Raw genomic sequence first — 21,223 nt, 5'->3', positions numbered from 1 at the left:
TCTCAGAGCGGGCCTTCGCCCCCGGTCTGAAAGCCGGAACACTGGACCGCATTCCGGTAGCAGATGGCCACGGTCGAGACGCCCACGCTGCCGTCGGCAGTGTCCCGGTCGCCGTACATCTTCGCCACCACCATGATCCCGGCTCGGAGGTCCAGGTCCCGCCGGGCGGCGGTCAGGCCTTGGGCGTACGGCTCGATGGCGTCCGGCAACGACACCACGACCACCTCGGTGTCGACCTCGTCCACTTCGGGCCGGCCGTGACTCCAGGTGTCGAAGCGGTGCTCGCCGCGGCGCGTCACCCGCGTGGGCGTCAGCCCGACCGTGCGCGTCACCTCGTCCAGGTCGAAGGGCCCGTCGTCCTCGCGCGTCAGGAACAGGTACGCGCGCTGCCCATACCTACTCAAGTCGCCGGTATTGGTGGAAGTTGACCGGTCGGCGCACGCTGAACCCCATTTTCTCGTAGAGCCGGATGGCGTTGGTGTTGCCGATGGCCGCGTGCAGAAAAGGCGTCTCGCCGCGCGCGACAATGCCGGCCGCGACGGCACTGACCAGGCGGCGGGCGAGGCCGTGACCGCGGAAGGCCGGATCGGTGCAGACGGCGCTGATCTCGGTGTGGCCGGAAAGGCGCAGGCGTTCGCCGGCCATCGCGATCAGCCGGCCGTCGCGGCGGATCCCCAGGTACGCGCCGAGCTCGACGGTGCGGTTCTCGAACGGTCCGGGGCGGGTCCGGGCGACCAGGTCCAGCATTTCCGGCACGTCGACTCGGGTCAATGTGACTGCTTCCGGGTCCGCTTCCGCCCGTACGGCCGAACCCACCAGCTGGACGCCCTGATTGCGTGAGCCGATCTCCCAGCCCGGCGGATTCTCGTCCGGGCCGAACGGCAGAAAGACCGGGTCGTGGCCGCCGGTCAGCGCGGCCAGATCGGCCCAGGCGGCCGGATCGGCGGCATCGGCCAGCGCGTGAAAGGGCGAGATGCCCGGCGCGAAGCGCGCGGCCCGGCCGTGCACCTCGGCGAACCCGGTCTGCGGGCCCGACAGCGCGCCCCACACCGGATTGTCCAGCGGGCCCGCGTCCAAGATCGTCATGCGTTCTGGAATAGCACGGTCCGGCCCGCGAACGGAAAGTGAGGTCGGCCACGACTGGCTCTTCGAGCAGTCGATCGACCGATGCCCGCCGATGCCCGTCGGCCGCACGCTCAAGTCGGCATCGCGTTCGAGACGACCAAGACGGGACCCCATGAAACTCACCAGGAATCTCGCCACGGGATTCGCTTTCGCCTCACTGCTGGCGACCGGTGTCGCCGTCGCCCCGGCCTCTCCGGCTTCCGCCTCCATTCAGATCGTCGAGCAGGCGGCGGCCCGGAAAACGGTCACGCTCACCTTCGACGACGGACCGTCCAAGTACACGCCGCAGATCCTCGACATTTTGAAGCGCAACAATGTCAAGGCCACCTTCTGCATGCTCGGCAACAATGTCGGCTCGTACGCCAAGACCGCGCGCCGGGTTGTCCGGGAGGGCCACCGGCTGTGCAATCACAGCCGCAGCCACCCGAATTTCACGAAGCTGTCCAACTCGGCCGCCCGCTCCCAGGTCGTCTGGACCCAGAACAAGATCTACAGCGTGACCAAGGTCAAGCCCAAGGTCTTCCGCTTCCCGTACGGCGCGAGCAACTCCCGCACCCGCACGGTCGTCCGCGGCCAGAACCTGCGCATCCTCGGCTGGACCGTCGACACCCGCGACTGGTCGCGCCCCGGCAGCGCCACCATCACCAGCCGCGCCGTCAAGGGCGCCCGTCCCGGCGCGGTGATCCTGATGCACGACGGCGGCGGCAACCGCAGCCAGACCGTGGCCTCCCTCAACGCCACGATCCGCCAGCTCAAGGCCAAGGGTTACACCTTCGTCCTGGCCTGACCGATTAAGAATCGACCATTGTCGATGGATGGGGCGGCACCAGGACGGCAACGTCTTGACGTCCTACTTCGCCGTCACCACCGACCTGGCCCGCGCCCGCCAGATGGGCGTCGTCTACTGGCCCGGCCCCGCGACGGCGACAGCTACTCCCTCACCCGCCGCACCGGCTCCACCCTGGCCGTCAACAACACCTCGGGCGTCGCCGGCCTCCGGAAGGGCTGGGCGCTTCAGCAACCGTCAGGTGCCGGACTTGTCGACGCCGGCGGCCGAGACGCCGGCGGCGGCGGCGATGAAGGCGCCGAACATGCCGGTCATCAGGGCGATGTAACGCAGCGGGTCGGCGTCCCAGGTGGCCGAGGTGAGGTAGAGCGCGGTGAAACTCCCGAAGGCGGCCGCGCCGCCGGCTGCGACGGCGAGCAGGCCGTTGCGGCTGAGCAGGTAACCGGTGGCGTGCGTGGCGTTCGTGTTGCTGTTGATGGTGCCCTGGAAGCTGCCCTTGAGCAGCCAGAGGTAGATGACCGCGGGAAGCAGGATCCCGATCAGCAGGGCCAGCGGGAACTGCCACGTCGGGTAGGCCATCGTGACCGTCATCGGAACGTCGACCCGCTGCACCCTGGGGTCCACGACGCTGATCGCGCCGGCGTACGAGCCGGACAGGCCCAGGGAGTCGGCGGTGCGGTCGAACTTGACGTCGACGCGCAGCAGGTTGCCCTGCAGCACTCCCGTCGCGGTGATCTTCGCGGGGTTGAGCTCGGTGTCGCCGCTGTCCCGCAGGAACTGGCCCACCTGTACGCCTACGCAGTCGGCGCCGGCGAGCACCGAGGACGGATCGTCGAGAACGTATTGCAGCGTGCGGGTCTGCGGCTGGAGGTACCGCCCGAACACGATGGCCGTGTTGGCCTGGCCCTGGGCGGTGAGGGTGGCCGGTTTCTTGTCCGCGGCCGGGGCGGGGGCGGCGCACTGGGTGACGCCCGTGCGGTCCGCATACGGCTGCATCCCGCTGCGCTCCTGGACGCCCCAGATCACCAGGCCGAGAACGGCGGCCAGCCAGAGCCCCAGCAGGATCCCGAACGGCCACCAGGAGTCGTGGCCGTACTTCATCAGCGGATCCGGCGCCCGGACCGGGGCCGGCGGAGCGCCTGGGACTGGAGTAGTGCTCATGGCCGCCTATCGTGCGCCGCTGTGGGCGCCTTTCGAGCCTCATGTCCAAGAACCGACGCCGGGACGAGCCGAATGGCCGTGGGGTCTGGACCGGCGTCCTTAGGTGGCCTTAACCTTGACGGCCCGGGAACCTGCGGCTAACGGAAGGTGTCGCCTTGACGGCCACCGTGGTCGACGTCAACACCGGTCCCGACGGGACACTGGTGATCCGGCCGCATGGTGTGCTCGGCTCCGCGGATGCCGGCGAGCTGCGCCGGGCTCTCATCGAGGCGATCCGGCACACGCGGCCGCAGCGGCTGATCCTCGACTTGGCCGACGTCGTCGATCTGGATCCGATCAATCTGGGGACGCTGGCCGCGGCCTGTCAGCTCGGCGACGACCACCGGGTCACCGTCCTGTTCGACCACGCGGCGGCCGGGGTGGCCGACCGCCTCGCGGCGGCCGGCGTCCCCCGTCATCGGCTGCGGCGCATCGTCAGTTGACGCCCGCGGTCAGTTCGCCGAAGAGGCGGCTCGCGGCGGGGGAGGTGAACTGGCGCTGCAATTCGGCCCGGGCGGTGCGCCGGCGGAATTCGCCTTCGTGGGACGGGTTGCCGGCGTTGTGCATGATCTCGGTGATCCAGGTGGCGAAGGCCTGGTAGTTCCAGATGTGGCTCAGGCAGGTCTCGGAGTAGCTGTCGAGCAGGCTCTCGTCGTTGTTCTGGTATTTGCGGATGAGCGCCTGGGCCAGGACTTCGGCGTCGTGCAGGGCGAGGTGGATTCCTTTGGCGCTCATCGGCGGGACGATGTGGGCCGCGTCGCCGAGCAGGAAAATTTTGCCGTGCTGCATGGGCTCGTGGACGGCGTTGCGGAGGGGAACGATGGTTTTCTCGACGATGGGGCCGGTGCTCACGGGCGTACCGAACCTGGCTTGCAGTTCGCTCCAGACGCGGGTGTCGGGCCAGTCGGCGGGGGTGTCGCCGACGTCGCATTGCAGATAGGCGCGGCTGAATGCCGCGCCGCGCGGGATGAGGCCGGCCAGGCCGCGGGAGTGGATGGCCATGCCCGACGGGTTCGGCGGAACTTCGGCCAGGACGCTGAGCCAGGAGTAGCCGTATTCGTGGGTGTACCGGGTCAGGACGCCGTCCGGGATGGCGGCCCGGCTGATGCCGCGGTCGCCGTCGCAGCCGGCGATGTAGTCGCATTCCAGAACGGTGGATCCGTAGCGGACGGAATCGCCCAAGGCGATGTCGTCGACCTCATAACGCAGGTCGCCGCCCTCGCGCAGGAACACCTCGGTGAGATTGCGGACGAGCACCTGTTGCGGGCAGAAGACGCTGTCGCTGTTGTCGTCGCCCTCGAAGTCGACCGGCATCTCCTCCCCGTCGATCCAGAAACCGCTGGCCTCCTCGGTGGAGAGACCCTTCTCCACCACTTCTTCCAGGCCCCAGTCCCGGTACATCCGCACGCCCCGGCTGTCGATGGTGCCCGCCCGTTGGCGCTGTTCGACGTAGGCCCGGCTGCGCTTTTCGAGGATGACGCAGTCGATGCCGTTGCGCCGCAGGAAATTGCCGAGGGTCAGGCCGGCCACGCCCGCCCCGATGATGACGATGTTCATGCGCCCACTATCGGCGCGTTCCGGACTGCGCCCAACCAGCATCAGGCCACGCGATGCCGGAAACCCGCCAAGTAACGGCCCGGCGTCTGCCCGACGACCTCGGTGAAGGCGTCGATGAAGCTGGACGGGTTGGACCAGCCGCACTCGGCCGCCGTCTCGGTCACCGTCAGGCCGTTGCTCAGGTGCACCAGGGCGTGGTGGACGCGCAGGATCGTGCGCCACCGGTGGAAGCTCATGCCGAGCTCGGTGTGGAACAGGCGGCTCAGCGTGCGCTCGCTCGCCCCGGCGACCCGGCCCAGCTCGGCCAGCGTGGCCGCCCGGCCCGGGTCGGCGTGCAGCAGATCGGTGACCGCGCGCAGCCGGTCGTCCCGCGGCTCGGGCAGGTGGATCGACTGTTCGGGCGTCTCGGCCAGCTCGTCGAGAATGACGGCGCGCAAACGTTCGTACGCCCCCGGTCTGTGCTCTTGACGGTCGGTCAGGGCGAGCAGCGCCTCCCGCAACAGGGGGCTGACCGCGAACAGGCTGGGCCGGTCGCTGACGCTCAGCCCGGCCGGGATCGCGACGAGACGTACGTCCGTGCGGCCGTAGAAGTGATGGGAGTGCTCGAAACCGGGCGGCGTCCAGGTGACCCGGTTGGCCGGCGCGATCCACGTGCCGCGCTCGGTGGTGATGGCGAGCGCGCCGGCCGCCGCATAGACCAGCTGCCCCTCGTCGTGCGTGTGCGCGTCGAGGTGGAAACCGTGCGGCAGCCAGCCCGCGCCGCTGATCGAGGGCATAGCCTGTCACCTTACGCACCTGGGGTGTTCTGGTAGTACCTGTCTCGGCAGTGACTCCCAGCGCCGGCCGCCGGCGGGTTACATGAAGGGTATGGAACTCCTGCCTGTCCGTCCCGCCCTGAAAACGCCCATGCCGACGTTCACGGGAGACATCTATCTGACCCCGATCGTCAACGGCACCGGACCGTCGCGGTTGACCGTGGGACTGGTGCGTTTCACGCCGGGCGCGCGTACGTACTGGCACTCGCACGCCGTCGGCCAGACCCTGCACGTCACCGAGGGCGTCGGCCTGGTCGGCACCCGCGACGGCTCGGTCGTGCGCATCCACGCCGGGGAGACGGTGGTCTGCCCGCCCGGCGAGGAGCACTGGCACGGCGCCGCGGCCGACACCTTCATGAGCCACCTGGCCATGGTCGAGGCGGAGGCGGACGGCGGCGACCCGACGACCTGGCTCGAGCCGGTCGCCGAGGACGTCTACCAGAAGGACGGCCAGGCTCAGTAGTAATGCGGCTGACTGGCCGAGAGGTCGGCCGGCACCACGTCGATGCGCGGGTCGGCCATCAGGGCGGCGACGGCCGCGGCCGAGGCGCCGATGCCGGCCCAGTCGTAGTCGTTCTCCTGCTGGCCCGGGTGGCTCGGGTCGGAGATGAAACGCAACCGGGCGTACGCCTCGAAGCCCGCCGACCGAAGGTGACCAGGTCGCACCAGTCCTGGTCACTGGTGATGATCCAGTCGGCGGCGGTGAGGTCGGCGCAGTGGGTCAGCGTCACCCCGTCACCCTGCCTCAGCCGACCAAGCTGCCGACCGCGTAGGTGACGGCCATGGCCAGAGCGCCACCCGCGACGAGGCGGAGGACGGCGCGGGCCGGGCGGGCGCCGCCGAGCCGGGCGCTGAGCCAGCCGGTGAGGGCGAGCGCGATCAGCACCACCGCGAAGGTGACGGGCACGCGGGCGCCGGGCGGCGGTAGCAGGATCGCGGCCAGCGGCAGCAGCGAGCCGGTGGTGAAGGCGATCGCGGACGCGCCGGCCGCCTGCCACGGGCTGGTCAGCTCGTCCGGGTCCAGGTGCAGCTCGACGTCGGCGTGGGCGGCGAACGCGTCGTTGTCGGTCAGCTCCCGGGCCACCTGCCGGGCGGTGGCCGGGCTCAGGCCCTTGGCCTCGTAGAGGGCGGCCAGCTCCTCGAACTCCTGCTCCGGGAAGTCGGCCAGCTCGGCGCGCTCCTTGGCCAGCAGGGCCCTCTCGGAGTCGCGCTGGCTGCTGACCGAGACGTACTCGCCGAGCGCCATCGAGACGGCCCCGGCCACCAGACCGGCGGCGCCGGCCGTGAGCAGCGGCCCGGTCGAGGTGGTGGCGCCGGCCACGCCGACGACCAGGCCGGCCGTGGAGACGATGCCGTCGTTGGCCCCGAGGACGCCGGCCCGAAGCCAGTTGAGCCGGCCCGCCAGCGCGTCGTCGTGGGGCTCACCCGGATGCGTGCTCATCCGATGATCTTGCCTCGCGCTTACAGATCCTGCATTCTTCTGATCTCGCTGCCCTGTTCGACGGCCATTTCGCCGGCCGTCTCGCGGAGGCGCTCGTCCTCGCCGCTCTTCATGACGTCGCCGGCCATCTGCATGGCGCCGCGGTGATGGGCGGTCATCATGGCGATGAATCGCTGGTCGAAGTCGGCGCCGTTGAGGCCGGCCAGGGCGGTCAGGGCCTCGGGGGTCTGCATGCCGGGCATCGTGCTGTGGTTGTGCGAGGGATCGGTCTCGGGCAGCCGGCGCTGGGTGAGCCAGTTGCGCAGCCAGCCGATCTCCGGTTCCTGCACGGCCAGCATGCGCTGCGCGAGCGCCTGCAGCTGACCGTTCCGGGCCCGGCCGGGTACGAGTTTCGTCATCTCGACGGCCTGACCGTGGTGGGCGATCATCATCTGCACGAAGGCGACGTCGGCCGCGTTGTAGGTCACGCCGGCCGGGGCCCGCACCTTGTCGGAATCGGTCACCGTCGACGACTCACCGGGTTTTCCGGGCACCACGACCCGTACGGCTGCCGTGGCACTCACGCTGGGCCGCGGGGCCGCGGCCGACTCGCCCGGTCCCGACCGCACGGCCAAGGCGATCCCGACCGCCGCAAGCACGATGACCAGGGCGATCAGCATTGACGTCCGTGAACGGCTCATCAAATCCTTCCATTGACCCTTGCGGATGTTCCCGAGGCGCGCCCCGCCAATTACTGTAGCGACAGAGTTGAATACGGCCGGTAGGGGTCCATCCTGCCCCGGCGGGCCGTCATCCGGAAGGAGCTACATGACGCACCCACGAGGGCGCATGGCTGCGATCGGTGCGGTGGCGCTCGCAGCCGCCCTGCTCGTGGCGCCGATGAGCGGCGCCGCCCAGGCGGCCGAACCCAATCCGATACCGGGCGTCGACGAGATCGTCAGCAGCCCGAACCTCAAACAGGTCGCGCACCGGGACAAGATCGGCCCGTTCGCGAACTCCACCAACTCGGACTGGGCGTTCCAGGGCAAGTACGCGTACAGCGGCAACTACAACGGCTTCACCGTCTACGACATCCGCAACCCGAAGGCGCCGTTCGAGGCGACCCAGGTCGTCTGCCCCGGCTCGCAGAACGACGTCTCGGTCAGCGGCAACCTGCTCTTCCTGGGCACGGACTCGCAGCGCACCGACGACTCCTGCGCCAGCGCCGGCTCGACCACGGAGAACCCGGGCGCCCGCTGGGAGGGCATCAAGGTCTTCGACATCAGCAACCCGCTGACACCGCGCTACCTCAAGTCGGTCAAGACGGACTGCGGCTCCCACACGCAGACCCTGGTGCCCGGTAAGAAGGGCGACCCGAACGTCTACCTGTACGTCTCCTCGTACAACCTGTCCACGGTGGACCTGCCGAACTGCGCCCTGCCGCACGACAAGATCTCCATCATCAAGGTGCCCAAGCGCAACCCGACCCAGGCCGCGGTGGTCGCCACGCCGGTCGTCTTCCCCGACGGCGGCTACCCCGGCAGCGAGGGCAAGTCGGCCACCACGGGCTGCCACGACATCACCGTCTACGCCGACAAGGACCTGGCCGCGGGCGCCTGCATGGGCGACGGCGTGCTCTTCGACATCTCGAAGCGCACCGCCCCCAAGGTGATCACGACGGTCCGGGACACGGTGAACTTCTCGTTCTGGCACTCGGCCACGTTCAACAACAGCGGCACCAAGGTCGTCTTCACCGACGAGCTCGGCGGCGGCGGCCTGGCCACCTGCAACGAACGCTTCGGCCCGAAGCTCGGCGCCGACGCCATCTACGACATCGTGGGCAAGCGCAAGCTGGTCTTCCGCAGCTACTTCAAGATCCCGCGGACCAACGCCGACACCGAGAACTGCGTGGCCCACAACGGCTCGCTGATCCCGGTCCCGGGCCGCGACATCATGGTCCAGGCCTGGTACCAGGGCGGCATCTCGGTCTGGGACTTCACCAACTCACGCCAGCCCAAGGAGATCGCCTACTGGGAGCGCGGCCCGCTCTCCCTGACCGAGCCGATCGGCGGCGGCTCCTGGTCCGCCTACTGGTACAACGGCTACATCTTCTCCAACGACATCGCCAAGGGCATCGACGTCCTCGACCTGAAGGACCCGCGAACCCACATCGCCAAGTTCTTCCGCACCGGCGAGTTCAACGCGCAGACCCAGAACAACTTCCTGCGCTGGTAGCAAACGCTCAGATGCCGGGTCCCGCCTCGCGCGGGGCCCGGTTGTACGTTTCGGGGCCCGGCAACAGCTTCTGGTAGATCAAGCAGTCCTCTTCGACCTGCTCCACCCCGCCGTCCTCGCGTACGGCCCAGCCGTGGGTTCTGATCGGCTCGTCACGCCATCGCGTGAACGACAGGCTCTCGTAGAACGCGATCGCCCGCGTGTTCTCCGGGTCGACACCGAGCGCAACCATCGGATGCCGCCCCCGGGCCAGGATCCGCTCCGCCTCCTCGACGAGCCGGCGCCCGAGGCCATTGCGCTGATGTTCGTCCACGACCCGGAGGTACAGCAACAGCGGAGCTTGCCGCAGCCGGTCCGTCAATTCGGGCTCATCGTTGGGCGCGATACGGATGAAGATGTGACCGGCGAAGACGGCACCGCCGGCGGCGTCCCGGCGGAAGGCGAAGAGCAGAATCCCGCGCCGATGCCGGAGGTGGTCGAGCAGCCCGTGCCGGTCCTCGGGGTCGAGCACCAGCTCGCGTACGTCGTTGGCCCCCGCGCGCCGAATCGACACCCCGTCCGACATCCACCCTCCGATCCGCGGCCAAAGGTGATCGTCCTGCGATCGCGCGCTGCTGTCGAACCGGCAGCAGCGCGCTGTCGGTTCAGCGGTTGAGCACGCCGATCACCATCACGGAGACGAAGAGCCCGAGCGTGATGAAGAAGGCCACGTGCGTGAACAGCCGGAGGAACAGGTACGTGGCTTTGAAAACCAGGTAGATGACGGCGAGCATCGCGATCAGGCCGGCCGCGGCCGTGAGAGCATGCGCCAGATCCTGGCTGTACGCGGTTTCCACCGGCGGGTCCGGAGCCGCCGACGAGAAGTACGCGAATATGGTGCGCATCGAGAGGTCCTTTCTTGGTCAGCCACCGAGAGGTCCTGCTCAGAAGGGCGAAGTGCCTTCGGTTGTCGCGAACCGGAGGCACTTCGGCATTCGGAGGCGCACGCGGCGCCGGATCGATCAATCGGGACGGCTGACTCATGTAGGCCCCCCTACACGTCACCCAGAGGTACACCTGGATTTGGGTGTATCTACTTTTTCTGACTGTACGACAGCTGTACCTGCTCGGCAATCCAGTGGAGTGCCAGGAACCAGCTCACGAGAACTCACTCACGCGGATAACGATCTCAGGCCGTCATGCCAAAAGCCTGGCGGTCACCGGCTGAGGTGGTGTATATCAATCCACTCTAGGTACAGTGGATTTTTCTGGAGGTGGCTGAGTGCCGGATCCGGATGAGGCGGCCCGAGCCCTGGCCGACCGTCTGCGCGGTCTACGCCGGTCGCATTGGTCTGATGTCTCAGTGACCCAGGCGCAGCTGGCCAACGCCCTGGCCCAGCGTAAAGCCACCAGCGTTCAGCTCATCTCCTCCTGGGAGCGACCGTCGAATCCGGCTCGCCCACCCGAGGATCGGCTCCACGCGATCGCGACGTTCTTCTGCACGCGGCGCTCCCTCGAGGGAGCGGCCTACCACTTGCTCGACGACAGTGAACTGACGGACGACGAGCGCGCCGAGCGGGAGAGGCTGTGGCAGGAGCTTCTCGAGCTGCGGCAGGCCGCTCCGGCGTCCACCGGCGGCGGCGAAGCGTCGCCGGCCGGGGAGACCGGCGCCGAGCCCAGCATCGTCGGACGCGGCCCGTGGCACTTCGCCGATGGCGCTCCCATCATCATCGTCTGCTCGGAGCTGCCCCCGAACCAGCTCCCACCGGACACCGCATCCGGCCCGGACAGCTCCGAGCTGGCCCGCGTGGCCGACCTCGACGCCCTGTTCGAGGTGCACGGGCACATCCGGGCTGTCAACCCGGACTCCGAAGTGCAGTACCGCAGCGCCGGCCGTCTCCGCCGCGACGACTTCACGGCCCACCTCGTGCTTCTCGGCGGCATCGACTGGAACGCCGCGACCAAGGACACGATGCGCCTCACGGGGGTGCCGGTCCGGCAGCACTCGCACGACGACGATCCCCTCCGGGGCTGCTTCGAAGTCACCGAGAAGGACAACGCGAAGTCCTTCTCGCCGGAATGGGACGGACCCGAAACCGGCCGGGCGCTGGTCCAGGACGTGGGACACTTTCTCCGCGCGCCGAACCCGTTCAACCGATCGCGGACCGTGACCGTATGCAATGGCATGTACGCCATCGGAACCTTCGGGGCGGTTCGCACGTTGACCGACAAGGTGTTCCGCGACGAGAACGCGGACTACCTGACACACACGTTCGGTGACGCCAGCACCTTCAGTGTGTTGTTCCGCATCAACATCGTGAACGGTGTGCTGGCCACGCCCGACTGGACGGCGCCGGACACCGTCCTGCACACGTGGTCGGAGGCTGCTTCGTGAGAAAGCCGGCGGAATCGTCTGCCGAGCTGGGCGCCCTGCATCACGGGTCGCACAGCAACCTGTTGACGGACGCGGAACCCGGTGTGGCCGCCCGGCTGGACGCCATCGTCGTGCCCACCGCGCGACCGGTCGGCGAGCTGGGTCACGTCATGGCGCTCAGCCGGTCGGTGGGCTGCCCGGTGGTGGTGCTCTGCAGCCGGGAGACGAACGCCGCCTCGGCGGTCAGCCTGGCCAACCGGCTCGACGCGGCCGTGCTGGCGGTCGACGTGGACGCCTCCTTCGCCCGCGTTCTGCCGCACTTCGCCGCCGACCGGTTGCTCCGGCCTCACGCGCTGGGGACGACGAGCGACACCAGTCTCAAGCGCAACCTCGGCCTCGCGCTGGCTCGCGGCGCGGGCTGGGAGCGGATCCTCTTCCTCGACGACGACATCATCGTCGATCGGCCCGCGGATCTGCCCCGCGTGGCCGGGCTCCTCGACGAGTTCCGCGCAGTGGGCCTGGCCAACACGGGCTTCGCCGACAACTCCGTCGTCTGCCATGCCCACCGCGCGGTCGGCGGCTCGCAGGACACCTTCATCGGCGGCGGCGCGATGATGGTGAAGACCTCGGCGACGAGATCGTTCTTCCCCAACATCTACAACGAGGACTGGTTCTTCCTGCTCGGTGACGGGGTCCCGTTCCGCGCCGCCCGCGCCGGGCAGATGCGGCAACGCGCCTTCGACCCGTTCGCCAACCCGCGGCGCGCCGCGGCCGAGGAGCTCGGTGACACGCTGGCCGAGAGCTTGTTCTGGCTGCTCGACTTCGGTCAGTCACCCGACACCGCGGTCAACGGGTTCTGGGGCGAAGCGCTCTACCGGCGCCGGCAGTTCATCGACCACATCCACGCGCGCGCCGACCGGACACCCACGCCGGCCCGGATCCGTCAGTCGCTCGAGGCCGCCCGCGGCCGCAGCGCCCTGATCAGCCACCGGCTGTGCGAGGACTTCCTCGGCGCCTGGCGCGCCGACCTGGCGACCTGGCGCGACTTCCTCGACTGGGTGCCGGTCAGCTCCGACCCGGCCAAGTTCGCCTGGGAGGTCGGCATGTCCGGTCGCCTGCACCGCTCGAACAAGATGATCGCCGCCACCTGACGGCTGCGGCATGCCCCAGCCTTGGCACAGCTGGGCGACGCCCGAGGTGTTTAATGACCGCCAGATCGGAGCCGGCGCGGCGGGGGTGAGGAAATCGGTGACACGCTGGCCGAGAACTTTTCTAGTTGCTCGACTTCGGCAGTCACCCGATACCGCGGTCAACCGGTTCTGGGGTCAGGCGCTCTAAGTTCTATCTCTTAGATCATTGGTGTCGATCATCGGGTGAGTATGGCAAGCCCAGGTCGACGCGACAGTCGTGCGTACTCATCAGCATGCTGCTGGCGCCGCAGAAAGGGGCCGCGCAACGGTGGCTGCCGCCGGCGTCGACGAGCAGGCACGTGAAGGCGGGGGGTCCGGCACGGAGAACCAGAACCCGTTGACGACGCGCAGGACGCCGGTCTCAACGAGCCGGCGGCAGGCGGCTTCGATCTCCGCCTCGCTCCAGACGACCTCGGCTCCGTCGGCGAGGAACGCGCGGATCCGCCAGGAGTCGAAGGCCTCCACCCGCTGACCGGTGAGGGAGTCATGGACGAGGTCGATGTCCACGACGGCCCCGCCGGGGGTGCGCATCCAGCACCCGGCGCCGTGCACCGAGTACTCGATCCCGCTCGCGGTGACGCCCCGGCGAGGCAGCTCGCGCCGCGACCGTACGGCCGTCAGGAGGTCGTCGAGCCCGTCGATCGGCGCCAGGTCGCCGAAGAAGCGTGCCCGCACGTCTCGCCAGGCGTCGACGAAGCGCCGGACGGCCGCGACCGGGCTCATCGGACGCGGCGGCGGGTGGTCTGGACCTGTTCCTGGTCCAGGTGGTCCTGGAGCTGCCGCAGGACCTCGTCGTCGATTCTGCCCTCGTTGTGCAGGCGCATGACGGTGTCGTGCTTGTGGGCGAGCAGGGCCAGATACAGGTCGGCGTACTGTTCCTGGCCGGCGCCGTCGCCGTCGCGGAGGGCGTGCAGGCGACGTTCGTACTCGGTCTGGACCTGGGCGGTCACGTCGGCGCTGCTGCCCAGCCGGGAGGCGGTGCCGGGCAGCGCGTTCAGCGCCTCCTCGGTGGCCGTGACCTCGGCGATGTGGCGTTCCTGGTCGGCCGTGTGGTCCTCGCCGAGGCGGGCCCAGCGGACCACGCGGGGCAGCAGCGGGGCCTGGACGAGCAGGGTCACCGCGATCACGACCGCGGTCACGAAGATGATCAGGTCGCGGTCGGGGAAGGGGGCGCCGGCGGTGGTGGTGTCGGGGATCGACAGGGCGGCGGCCATCGAGACGGCGCCGCGGAAACCGGCGGTGGCCATGACCGTACGGGGCCGGGCGCTCAGCCGCCGTTCGCGCTGGGCCGGGCGGCGGTCGAGGGTCCGGATGACGTACGGCAGGGTGAACAGCCACCCGAACCGCACGGCGATGATGACCGCGCACACGCCGACCGCCACGAGGATGCCGCGGGTCAGGCCGACGCTGTTGAGCCCTCGGACGGCCGACTGGGCCTCGAGCCCGGTCAGGATGAACAGCGCCGAGTTGGCCAGCGTGGTCAGAAACCCCATGACGGTACGCACGTGCTGGCGCGCGTAGGCCGGGAACAGTTGCGGCGACACCCGCCCCACCCACAGCCCGCTGACGACCACCGCGAGCACCCCCGAGACTTCGGCCAGCTCGGCCAGGAGGTACGCGATCAGGGGCGTCACCACCGCGAAAAGCGTGTGCTGGAAGGCGTCGGTCAGCCGCCGCCGGAACTGCACCACGACGTACGTCACCCCCAGGCCGATGACGACCCCACCCCCGTACGACAGCAGGAAGTCGATGCCCAGATGGCCGAGGCTGAAGTGTTCCTCGCCGAGGGTGATCCCGACGGCCAGGGCGTAGAGGACGAGCGCGGTGCCGTCGTTGATCAGACTTTCGGCGCGCAGCAGGGTGCCGACGCGGCGGGGCAGGACGCGCCCGAGCACGCCGACGGCGGTGGCGTCGGTGGGGGCGATGGCGGCGCCGAGGACCCAGGCCGGTCCCCAGGGGACGCCGAGCGCGTGGGCCACCGCCGCCGCGCCGGCCGCCGTCAGCACCACCAGGACCGTGCTCATGAGCACGACGACGCGCAAGTCGCGCCGGATCTGCCGGATCGAGGAGGTGAAGCCTTCCCAGTAGAGCAGGACCGGCAGGAAGAGCAACAACACCGCCTCCGGCGGCAGGTGTACGGATCGGAGCGCCGGCACGAATCCGAGGAGGATCCCGGCCAGCAGCATGACCACGGGCGGGGCGGTGCCGAGCCGGCGGGACAGGCTGGTGGCGATGAGGATCGTCAGGCCGACCGCGACGACCAATTCGAGACTGGACACTGGCGCCCCCGCTGAGATGTTTTGGCCGCCCGATCATCGCGCCCGCTGCCTGCTCCAGCAAGGCGAACCGCTCTGCGGACCTACTGGACCAATGAGCGGACCGGGGTTAGGGTCACGCCATGATGACGCTCGATGGGTCGAGTCGTCGGCCGATAATGAACTATCCAGTACGTCCATCCGTTACGCGGCTGACGATCGCCACGCACTGTCTGTCCGGGACGCTGGAGGACAAGCTGGCGGCGGCCGCGGCGGCCCGCTTCTCCGGTGTCGAGCTGGCCGAGAGCGACCTGGTCGCCTCGTCGTGGAGCCCGCGGCGGATCCGCGACGAATGCGCGCGGCGCGGGCTGACCGTCGACGCGTACCAGCCGTTCACCGACTTCGAGGCGGTGCCGCCCGCCCTCCTGGCGGCCAACCTGCGGCGGGCGTCGCGCACGTTCGCCGTGCTCGAGGAGCTGGGCGTACGGACCGTGGTCGTCAGCTCCTCGATGTCGCCCGACGCCGTGGACGACGACCAGCTCGCCGCGGAGCAGCTGCGGGCGCTCGCCGCGCGGGCCGAGCCGGCCGGGCTGCGGATCGCCTACGAGCCCCTGGCCTGGGGTCGTTTCGTCAACACGCCCGCGCACGCCTGGCGGATCGTGCGCGAGGCCGATCACCCCGCCCTCGGGCTGTGCCTGGACAGCTTCCACGTGCTGATCAGGGAGGCGTCGGCCCGGAGCATCCGGGTCATCCCGGGTTCGAAGATCTTCCACGTGCAGCTCGCGGACGCGCCCGCGGCCACCATGGACGTGGTCGAACGGAGCCGGCACCATCGCCTGCTGCCCGGCCTCGGCGAGCTGGACGTCGCGGCGTTCACCCGGCACGTCGAGGAGACCGGCTACGACGGCCCGGTCTCGCTCGAGGTCTCGAACGACATCTACCGGCAGGCCGATCCCCGGCACGCCGCCATCAACGGAATGCGGTCATTGCTGGCCTTGCGGGCCGGCGACAAGCCGCCGCCACTGACCGGCATCGTCTTCACGGAGCTGGCCGTCGACGAGATCTCCGGCCCCGAGGTGTCGGCGGCGCTGACAGCGCTGGGTTTCGTCCACTCGGGCCGGCATCGTTCCAAGCCGGTGGAGCTCTGGCAGCAGGGCACCGCGCGAGTCCTGCTCAACTTCGCCGCCCAGCGCACGGTCGCTCCGGGCACCGCGTCGGTCTGCGCCCTGGCCGTCGAGACCGCCGACCCGGCCCTCTCCACCGCCCGCGCCGAACGGCTGCTCGCCCCGGTCCTCCCCCGCCTCCGCCAACCGGGCGAGGCCGACCTCGCCTCGATCGCCGCCCCCGACGGCACGTCCGTCTTCCTGGTCCGCAACGAGAGCTGGCTCCAGGACTTCACCCCGGTCGCCGGCGCCCCGGCCGGCGGCGGCCCGATCGACGGCACCGACCACGTGTCGCTGACCGACTCGGTCGACGACTTCGACGAGTCCACGCTGTTCTACCGGGCCGTGCTCGGGCTGCAGGCCGGGCGGACCACCGAGATCGCCGCGCCGTTCGGCCCCATCCTCAGCCGGGCCGCGGCCGACCCGGCCCAGCGGGTGCGCCTCACCCTCAACACCGCCCCGATGCGCCGCGGCGACTGGGCCCCGGTCGTCCCCAACCCGCAGCACGTCGCGTTCCGCACCGGCGACGCCATCGCCGCCGCCCAGGCGATGCGCGACCACGTCCTGCGGATCCCCGGCAACTATTACGCCGACCTGGACGCCCGCCACGACCTGGACCCGGATTTCCTGGCTGCGCTGCGCGAGCACTCGATCCTCTACGACACCGACGAGCACGGCGCGTACCTGCACTTCTCCACCGAGATGCTCGGCCACCGCGTCTTCTTCGCCGTGGTCCAGCGGATCGGCGGCTACAACGGTTACGGCGGCCCGGTCAGCGCCCCGGTCCGGATGGCCGCCCACCGAGAACGCCGGCTGACCCGGCTGCGCCGGCGCCAGGAGCCCGACCAGCGCCACGACTTCTCCCTGGCCCACCTGACCGCGCTCAGCCTCTCCCCGCCCGAGCTGGTCGACGCCGCCGCCGAGGCCGGCTACCGCTACGTGGGCCTGCGCCTGACCCGCGTCACCGCGCGGGAACCGCACTATCCGCTCGCCACCGACCCCGCCCTGATGCGGACCACCAAGGTGCGCCTGGCCGCCACCGGCATCGAGGTCCTCGACATCGAGCTGGCCCGGATCAGCCCCGACGAGAACCCGCGCGACTTCCAGCGGTTCCTGGAGGCGGGGGCCGAACTCGGCGCCCGGCACGTCATCGGCCAGCTGCCCGACCCGGACCACGCCCGCAAGACCGACCGCTTCGCCCAGCTGTGCGAGATGGCCCGCCCGCTGGGCCTCACGGTCGATCTGGAGTTCCCGTCCTGGACCGAAACCCCCGACCTCAATGCGGCTGTACGGGTTCTGCGCGGCGCCGCCCAGCCGAACGCGGGCATCCTGGTCGACCTGCTGCACTTCGCCCGCTCCGGTTCCAGCGTGGCCGACCTGCGGCAGCTGCCCGCCGAGTGGTTCCACTTCGTGCACGTCTGCGACGCGCCCCCGGCCGTGCCGGCGACCAACGAGGGCCTCATCCACACCGCCCGCTTCGAGCGCCTGTTCCCCGGCGAGGGCGGCATCGACATCCCCACCATCCTCGGCGCGCTGCCGCCCGGCCTGCCCTACGCCCTGGAGATCCCGCACGCCGAGCTCGTCGCTCAGGTCGGCGGCAAGGAGCACGCCCGCCTCGCCCTCAGCCGGACCCGCGACCACCTGGAGCACCGAGAGGACAAGCCATGCACCGACGTACGCTGCTGACCGGCACCGCCGCCCTCGCCGCGCTGCCCCCGATCGCCACCCCGTCCGCGGCCCCGCCCCGGGAAGCCCGATCGCTCGACGGCCGTCCTTTCCCGGACTACGACTACTCCCGGGCCAACAAGCTCCCCCGCGAGATGAGCGGCCTCTGGACGAAGACGATCACCGAAGGGCGCGCCGCGAAGGTCTACATCTCCGCCGAGACCCCGATCCGCTCGTACTTCACCGTGATCGCCCTCCCCGACCACGACAGCACGGCCCTGCGCGAGTGGATCAGCATCGCGGACCAGCGCGGCGAGGGCCTGTTCGTCCTCGAGCCCGGCCCCGGCGGCTGGGGCACTCCCGAGGAGGAGGCCGCCTACGTCGACGCCGCGCTGTCCTTCTTCCAGAACAACCGCTACTTCACCATCTTCGGCCTGCACTACCTGGTCGGCTACGGCGCCGGCGCCCCCGCCCTGGAGGCGTGGGCCCTCGCCCACCCGCTGAGGGTCATAGCCCAGGTGTACGTGGACTCGCCCGGCCTGAGACCCGGCCTGCTCGACACCTACGCCTCGCGGACGTTCGGCGGCCAGACCGACGGCTACACCCCGGTGGTGTTCCCTCCCGGCTTCGACCTGATCCGCTACGACGAAACGGTGCTGCCCACCGCGTACGTCAATCCCCGCCCGCAGGCCGCCGCCAGCCTGGCCTATTGGAAGCGAGCGAACGACACGCTCCCGACCGCCGTCGGCGGCGTCTACCGTCAGCGCCCCCGCTCGGACCGCTGGATGACCTCGCACGCCGGCCCGATCTCCCAGGTCGCGGTCCGCCACGGCCGCACGACCATCAGCGACATCGTTAGCTTCCTGACCGCCTACACCCGCTACGAGAACTTCTTCGCCTACGGCAATCAGCTCTTCGAACGCGCCGACTACGCGCGCCTCGGTATCGGAGTCCACACGATGACCGTCAACGGCTACCTCCGGGAGTACCTCGTCCACCGCCCCCGGCCGGCCCGCCGGAAGGCGCCCGTCGTCTTCGTCTGGCCGGGTAACAGCCAGACCGACAAGGTCTTCCTGGACGCCACCCAGTGGTGGAAGGTGGCCGAGCGCGAGGGCTTCATCCTGGTCATCGTCTGCGAGCAGTACAGCGTCAACTCCGTCTCGGTCAGCCACCGCGACTCGCTCGCCTTCTACCGCCAGCTGCGCGACCACATCACCGCCCACTACGACGTCGACCCCACCCGCTTCTACTCCACCGGCCAGTCCGCCGGCAGCAGCGTCACCCAGACCCTGGCCATCGCCTTCCCCGACTACTTCGCCGCCGTGGCCTCCACGTCCTTCACCGTCGCCCCCGGCGCGAACGGCACCGTCACCCTCGACGGCGTGGCCCACCCCGCCGCGTACCGCCCGATCCCCACCTACCAGATCTACGGCTACGGCGACCTCGCCTTCCTGGCGGGCACCCTCTGGGACACCACCGAGAACCAGCTGGACGCCTGGGCCCGCTACCACCTGACCGTCAACGGCCTGACCCTGGCCGACGTACGTCAGCAGGGCCGCTCCGGCTACCGGAGGCGATTCCAGACCTGGCTCTGGGAAACCGACGGCATCCCCGTCCTCAAGCTCACCAAGAACCTCTACCGCTCCCACAACACGATGCCCGAGGAATGTCCCCTCCTCTGGGACTTCCTCAAGCACTACAGCCGCGAGCTGACCCCTGACGGCACCGCGATCCGCTACTACAGCCCGTCAGCCTTCAAGCACCCCTACGACCGCCGCCGCCTTGACTCAGCGCCTGCACCAGCAGCTCACGAAGCCGCCGGCTGAAGGTGCTCGCCTCATCCGGGGTCACGATCGTGACGAGGGAGAGCCCGGCCGCGACCAACGTGGCCGGATACGGCTCGAATCTGAAGGCCGTCCACCATGGCCCGGATCCCGGCACCAACCGGCGTCCGCGCGACCACGACGCTGTCGTAACCGGTGATCATCCGCGGTCGCTGATGACGGTTCCGCCGAGGCCGGTCCGGGTGGTGGGCTGACCGATCAGGTCGACGAGGACGGCGTCTCGGCGGTCTTCGCCGAAGACGGTGGTCGCGGCGTCGGTCAGGGCGGTGATCAGGGCGGCGGTGAGCCGCGGGGCGTCGTCGCGGGTGAAGACCTCCTCGCGCATGCTGAAGCTGATCGCGGGGGCGGCGGTGGTGACCGGCTCGCCGCCGCGGGCCCAGCGGCCAGTGGGGATGCCGATCAGCCGCACCTCGACGGAGTCCCGGGCCCATTCGCCGTAGACGGAGACCACAGCGTCGGTCAGGGCGGTGATCAGGGCCGGTTCGCGGCCGGCGAGCTCGTCCTCGAGCGCGTAGAGCGTGGCGTGGGGCATGGGCCGAGCATAGGGCCGTGGCTACACTCCGCGGCCATGCGCTTGTTCAAGAAGAAGGCTCGCCCGGAGGCCCAGGCGGAGGCGATCGGCGAGTTCTGGTCGTGGTGGGCGACGGTACGCGACGAGGTGGCCGCGGCCGTCGAGGGCGGCACGGTGGAGGGCTACGGGGACGCCTTCGGCCGGCGGGTGGACGCGATCCATCCGGGCCTGCAGTGGGAGCTGAGCCCGGGTGACGGCAGCGCGCACGCGTTGTCCGTGACGCCCGGTGGGCAGGCGGAGCTGCGGGCGGTGGCCGCCCGGTGGCTGGCCGCGGCGCCGCCCGCCGATGCGGTCTGGTCGTACCGGGCCGCGCGGGCCGCGGATCCGTCCACTTTCGAGTCGGTGATGGAGATGGGCGGGCACAAGCTGGAGCTCTCGGAGATCCGGTACGGCGTCACGGTCGATCAGCAGCGCCGCCAGGCCGACGTCGTCTGCTACCACCCCGCCTTCGCCGGGCTGCCGGACGACATGCGGGGGCAGGTCACTTTCCTGTCGCTGGACTGGGCGATCGGCGAGGACGCGGTGGAGATCTGGCTCGGCGAGATCTCCTGGACCGGGGCCGAGCCGGCCGAGCCGCGGACGCCGGCCGAGCTTCGGCAGGCGGTCGGGGCCCTGGCCGCCGGTGAGGACTCCTGGATGCTGATGCAGGGGCAGCGGGACGACGGGGTGCCGCTGCTGGCCATGGCCACGGCGCCGCTGCGGCCGGCCCGATGGCCGCGGTTCGACCTGCACGTGCCCGTCCGGCTGCCGTACGCGCAGTACAACGCGGGGCAGCTCCCGGCCGACGAGTCGCTGGAGGCCCTGCGCCGCTTCGAGGACGAGGTGGCCGCGGCCATCGGCGGCAACGGCGCGCTCGTCGCCCACGAGACGAGCAGGCGCCTGCGGACGCTGCACTTCTACGTCGACGCGCAGAGCAACGCCCGGGCCGAGATCGAGTCGCGTCTCCCGCAGTGGCGGGAGGGCCGCTCATCGGCCGAGGCACGACTCGATCCGGCCTTCGACGGGGTGCGTCACCTCATGCAGTGACCCTGTAACTGCCACCA

The 21,223-nt window shown here is 70.1% G+C and carries 22 protein-coding genes; 9 read left to right on the top strand and 13 right to left on the bottom strand.

The window, feature by feature from the left end:
- Window positions 1-2: 2 nt before the first annotated feature.
- On the bottom strand, window positions 3-404 hold the full coding sequence (locus AB0J66_RS03400) for a DUF4279 domain-containing protein (RefSeq protein ID WP_364655271.1): 402 nt from the start codon (window positions 402-404) through the stop codon (window positions 3-5).
- Window positions 397-1,263: a GNAT family N-acetyltransferase gene (locus AB0J66_RS03395; RefSeq protein WP_364655270.1), complete on the bottom strand. Its 867-nt coding sequence runs from the start codon at window positions 1,261-1,263 to the stop codon at window positions 397-399. The genes AB0J66_RS03400 and AB0J66_RS03395 overlap by 8 nt, the downstream gene beginning before the upstream one ends.
- Here AB0J66_RS03395 and AB0J66_RS03390 point away from each other — a divergent pair.
- Window positions 1,238-1,912, top strand: a complete 675-nt coding sequence (locus AB0J66_RS03390; protein WP_364655268.1) for a polysaccharide deacetylase family protein — start codon at window positions 1,238-1,240, stop codon at window positions 1,910-1,912. The genes AB0J66_RS03395 and AB0J66_RS03390 overlap by 26 nt on opposite strands.
- A 237-nt stretch (window positions 1,913-2,149) precedes the next feature.
- On the opposite strand, the gene AB0J66_RS03385 is transcribed toward AB0J66_RS03390, so the two are convergent.
- Window positions 2,150-3,073, bottom strand: coding sequence for a hypothetical protein (locus AB0J66_RS03385; RefSeq protein ID WP_364655267.1), 924 nt, complete (start codon window positions 3,071-3,073; stop codon window positions 2,150-2,152).
- A gap of 155 nt (window positions 3,074-3,228) precedes the next feature.
- On the opposite strand from AB0J66_RS03385, the gene AB0J66_RS03380 reads away from it, so the two are divergent.
- Window positions 3,229-3,555: an STAS domain-containing protein gene (locus AB0J66_RS03380; RefSeq protein WP_364655265.1), complete on the top strand. Its 327-nt coding sequence runs from the start codon at window positions 3,229-3,231 to the stop codon at window positions 3,553-3,555.
- Here the strand turns inward: AB0J66_RS03380 and AB0J66_RS03375 are convergent.
- Complete coding sequence (locus AB0J66_RS03375; RefSeq protein WP_364655264.1) at window positions 3,548-4,669, bottom strand: 4-hydroxybenzoate 3-monooxygenase; 1,122 nt, start codon at window positions 4,667-4,669, stop codon at window positions 3,548-3,550. The genes AB0J66_RS03380 and AB0J66_RS03375 overlap by 8 nt on opposite strands.
- A gap of 41 nt (window positions 4,670-4,710) precedes the next feature.
- Window positions 4,711-5,445 carry a helix-turn-helix transcriptional regulator gene (locus tag AB0J66_RS03370; protein WP_364655263.1) on the bottom strand — a complete coding sequence of 245 codons (735 nt, stop codon included), beginning with the start codon at window positions 5,443-5,445 and terminating at the stop codon, window positions 4,711-4,713.
- Between the two features lie 91 nt (window positions 5,446-5,536).
- On the opposite strand from AB0J66_RS03370, the gene AB0J66_RS03365 reads away from it, so the two are divergent.
- Window positions 5,537-5,947 (top strand): cupin domain-containing protein, encoded by a 411-nt coding sequence (locus AB0J66_RS03365; RefSeq protein WP_364655261.1) that lies wholly within the window; start codon window positions 5,537-5,539, stop codon window positions 5,945-5,947.
- On the opposite strand, the gene AB0J66_RS03360 is transcribed toward AB0J66_RS03365, so the two are convergent.
- The 3 genes from AB0J66_RS03360 to AB0J66_RS03350 all read right to left on the bottom strand — a co-directional run bounded on the left by AB0J66_RS03360 (window position 5,941) and on the right by AB0J66_RS03350 (window position 7,605).
- Entirely contained in the window at window positions 5,941-6,150 is a 210-nt protein-coding gene (locus AB0J66_RS03360; protein ID WP_364655259.1) for a hypothetical protein, read from the bottom strand. The genes AB0J66_RS03365 and AB0J66_RS03360 overlap by 7 nt on opposite strands.
- A 79-nt stretch (window positions 6,151-6,229) precedes the next feature.
- On the bottom strand, window positions 6,230-6,925 hold the full coding sequence (locus AB0J66_RS03355; protein WP_364655258.1) for a VIT family protein: 696 nt from the start codon (window positions 6,923-6,925) through the stop codon (window positions 6,230-6,232).
- 20 nt (window positions 6,926-6,945) lie between these two features.
- Entirely contained in the window at window positions 6,946-7,605 is a 660-nt protein-coding gene (locus AB0J66_RS03350) for a DUF305 domain-containing protein (RefSeq protein ID WP_364655256.1), read from the bottom strand.
- A 199-nt stretch (window positions 7,606-7,804) separates the two neighbouring features.
- On the opposite strand from AB0J66_RS03350, the gene AB0J66_RS03345 reads away from it, so the two are divergent.
- Window positions 7,805-9,139 carry a hypothetical protein gene (locus tag AB0J66_RS03345; RefSeq protein WP_364656029.1) on the top strand — a complete coding sequence of 445 codons (1,335 nt, stop codon included), beginning with the start codon at window positions 7,805-7,807 and terminating at the stop codon, window positions 9,137-9,139.
- Between the two features lie 7 nt (window positions 9,140-9,146).
- Here AB0J66_RS03345 and AB0J66_RS03340 read toward each other — a convergent pair whose 3' ends face one another.
- Complete coding sequence (locus AB0J66_RS03340) at window positions 9,147-9,704, bottom strand: GNAT family N-acetyltransferase (RefSeq protein WP_364655254.1); 558 nt, start codon at window positions 9,702-9,704, stop codon at window positions 9,147-9,149.
- A gap of 79 nt (window positions 9,705-9,783) precedes the next feature.
- Complete coding sequence (locus tag AB0J66_RS03335) at window positions 9,784-10,023, bottom strand: hypothetical protein (RefSeq protein WP_364655252.1); 240 nt, start codon at window positions 10,021-10,023, stop codon at window positions 9,784-9,786.
- 458 nt (window positions 10,024-10,481) lie between these two features.
- Here AB0J66_RS03335 and AB0J66_RS03330 point away from each other — a divergent pair, with 458 nt between their 5' ends.
- Both AB0J66_RS03330 and AB0J66_RS03325 read left to right on the top strand, forming a co-directional pair.
- Window positions 10,482-11,513, top strand: a complete 1,032-nt coding sequence (locus AB0J66_RS03330) for an XRE family transcriptional regulator (RefSeq protein ID WP_364655251.1) — start codon at window positions 10,482-10,484, stop codon at window positions 11,511-11,513.
- Window positions 11,510-12,643: a glycosyltransferase family A protein gene (locus tag AB0J66_RS03325; RefSeq protein ID WP_364655249.1), complete on the top strand. Its 1,134-nt coding sequence runs from the start codon at window positions 11,510-11,512 to the stop codon at window positions 12,641-12,643. Before AB0J66_RS03330 ends, AB0J66_RS03325 begins: the two co-directional genes overlap by 4 nt.
- 267 nt (window positions 12,644-12,910) lie before the next feature.
- On the opposite strand, the gene AB0J66_RS03320 is transcribed toward AB0J66_RS03325, so the two are convergent.
- Both AB0J66_RS03320 and AB0J66_RS03315 read right to left on the bottom strand, forming a co-directional pair.
- Window positions 12,911-13,405 carry a hypothetical protein gene (locus AB0J66_RS03320; RefSeq protein ID WP_364655248.1) on the bottom strand — a complete coding sequence of 165 codons (495 nt, stop codon included), beginning with the start codon at window positions 13,403-13,405 and terminating at the stop codon, window positions 12,911-12,913.
- A complete protein-coding gene (locus AB0J66_RS03315) occupies window positions 13,402-14,961 on the bottom strand; it encodes a Na+/H+ antiporter (protein ID WP_364655247.1) in 1,560 nt (519 codons plus the stop codon). The genes AB0J66_RS03320 and AB0J66_RS03315 overlap by 4 nt, the downstream gene beginning before the upstream one ends.
- A gap of 155 nt (window positions 14,962-15,116) precedes the next feature.
- Between AB0J66_RS03315 and AB0J66_RS03310 the strand changes: the two genes are divergently transcribed.
- Window positions 15,117-17,786 (top strand): TIM barrel protein, encoded by a 2,670-nt coding sequence (locus AB0J66_RS03310; protein WP_364655246.1) that lies wholly within the window; start codon window positions 15,117-15,119, stop codon window positions 17,784-17,786.
- Window positions 17,765-19,591 carry a PHB depolymerase family esterase gene (locus tag AB0J66_RS03305; protein ID WP_364655244.1) on the top strand — a complete coding sequence of 609 codons (1,827 nt, stop codon included), beginning with the start codon at window positions 17,765-17,767 and terminating at the stop codon, window positions 19,589-19,591. Before AB0J66_RS03310 ends, AB0J66_RS03305 begins: the two co-directional genes overlap by 22 nt.
- 157 nt (window positions 19,592-19,748) lie before the next feature.
- Here AB0J66_RS03305 and AB0J66_RS03300 read toward each other — a convergent pair whose 3' ends face one another.
- A complete protein-coding gene (locus AB0J66_RS03300) occupies window positions 19,749-20,141 on the bottom strand; it encodes a hypothetical protein (RefSeq protein WP_364655242.1) in 393 nt (130 codons plus the stop codon).
- A 36-nt stretch (window positions 20,142-20,177) separates the two neighbouring features.
- On the opposite strand from AB0J66_RS03300, the gene AB0J66_RS03295 reads away from it, so the two are divergent.
- Window positions 20,178-21,206: a hypothetical protein gene (locus AB0J66_RS03295; RefSeq protein ID WP_364655241.1), complete on the top strand. Its 1,029-nt coding sequence runs from the start codon at window positions 20,178-20,180 to the stop codon at window positions 21,204-21,206.
- Window positions 21,207-21,223 lie beyond the last annotated feature (17 nt).

It is taken from the genome of Actinoplanes sp. NPDC049598 (genome assembly GCF_040675435.1).
Taxonomy (GTDB): domain Bacteria; phylum Actinomycetota; class Actinomycetes; order Mycobacteriales; family Micromonosporaceae; genus Actinoplanes.
The sequence above is the reverse complement of the archived record's forward strand: the minus strand, read 5'-3'. Positions and strand labels throughout refer to the sequence as shown.

Coding starts and splice junctions, on each gene's coding strand:
- AB0J66_RS03390 (WP_364655268.1), top strand. CDS start 1,238: ATGAAACTCACCAGGAATCTCGCCACGGGATTCGCTTTCGCCTCACTG.
- AB0J66_RS03385 (WP_364655267.1), bottom strand. CDS start 3,073: ATGAGCACTACTCCAGTCCCAGGCGCTCCGCCGGCCCCGGTCCGGGCG.
- AB0J66_RS03375 (WP_364655264.1), bottom strand. CDS start 4,669: ATGAACATCGTCATCATCGGGGCGGGCGTGGCCGGCCTGACCCTCGGC.
- AB0J66_RS03370 (WP_364655263.1), bottom strand. CDS start 5,445: ATGCCCTCGATCAGCGGCGCGGGCTGGCTGCCGCACGGTTTCCACCTC.
- AB0J66_RS03365 (WP_364655261.1), top strand. CDS start 5,537: ATGGAACTCCTGCCTGTCCGTCCCGCCCTGAAAACGCCCATGCCGACG.
- AB0J66_RS03355 (WP_364655258.1), bottom strand. CDS start 6,925: ATGAGCACGCATCCGGGTGAGCCCCACGACGACGCGCTGGCGGGCCGG.
- AB0J66_RS03350 (WP_364655256.1), bottom strand. CDS start 7,605: ATGAGCCGTTCACGGACGTCAATGCTGATCGCCCTGGTCATCGTGCTT.
- AB0J66_RS03345 (WP_364656029.1), top strand. CDS start 7,805: ATGAGCGGCGCCGCCCAGGCGGCCGAACCCAATCCGATACCGGGCGTC.
- AB0J66_RS03340 (WP_364655254.1), bottom strand. CDS start 9,704: ATGTCGGACGGGGTGTCGATTCGGCGCGCGGGGGCCAACGACGTACGC.
- AB0J66_RS03335 (WP_364655252.1), bottom strand. CDS start 10,023: ATGCGCACCATATTCGCGTACTTCTCGTCGGCGGCTCCGGACCCGCCG.
- AB0J66_RS03320 (WP_364655248.1), bottom strand. CDS start 13,405: ATGAGCCCGGTCGCGGCCGTCCGGCGCTTCGTCGACGCCTGGCGAGAC.
- AB0J66_RS03310 (WP_364655246.1), top strand. CDS start 15,117: ATGAACTATCCAGTACGTCCATCCGTTACGCGGCTGACGATCGCCACG.
- AB0J66_RS03305 (WP_364655244.1), top strand. CDS start 17,765: ATGCACCGACGTACGCTGCTGACCGGCACCGCCGCCCTCGCCGCGCTG.
- AB0J66_RS03300 (WP_364655242.1), bottom strand. CDS start 20,141: ATGCCCCACGCCACGCTCTACGCGCTCGAGGACGAGCTCGCCGGCCGC.
- AB0J66_RS03295 (WP_364655241.1), top strand. CDS start 20,178: ATGCGCTTGTTCAAGAAGAAGGCTCGCCCGGAGGCCCAGGCGGAGGCG.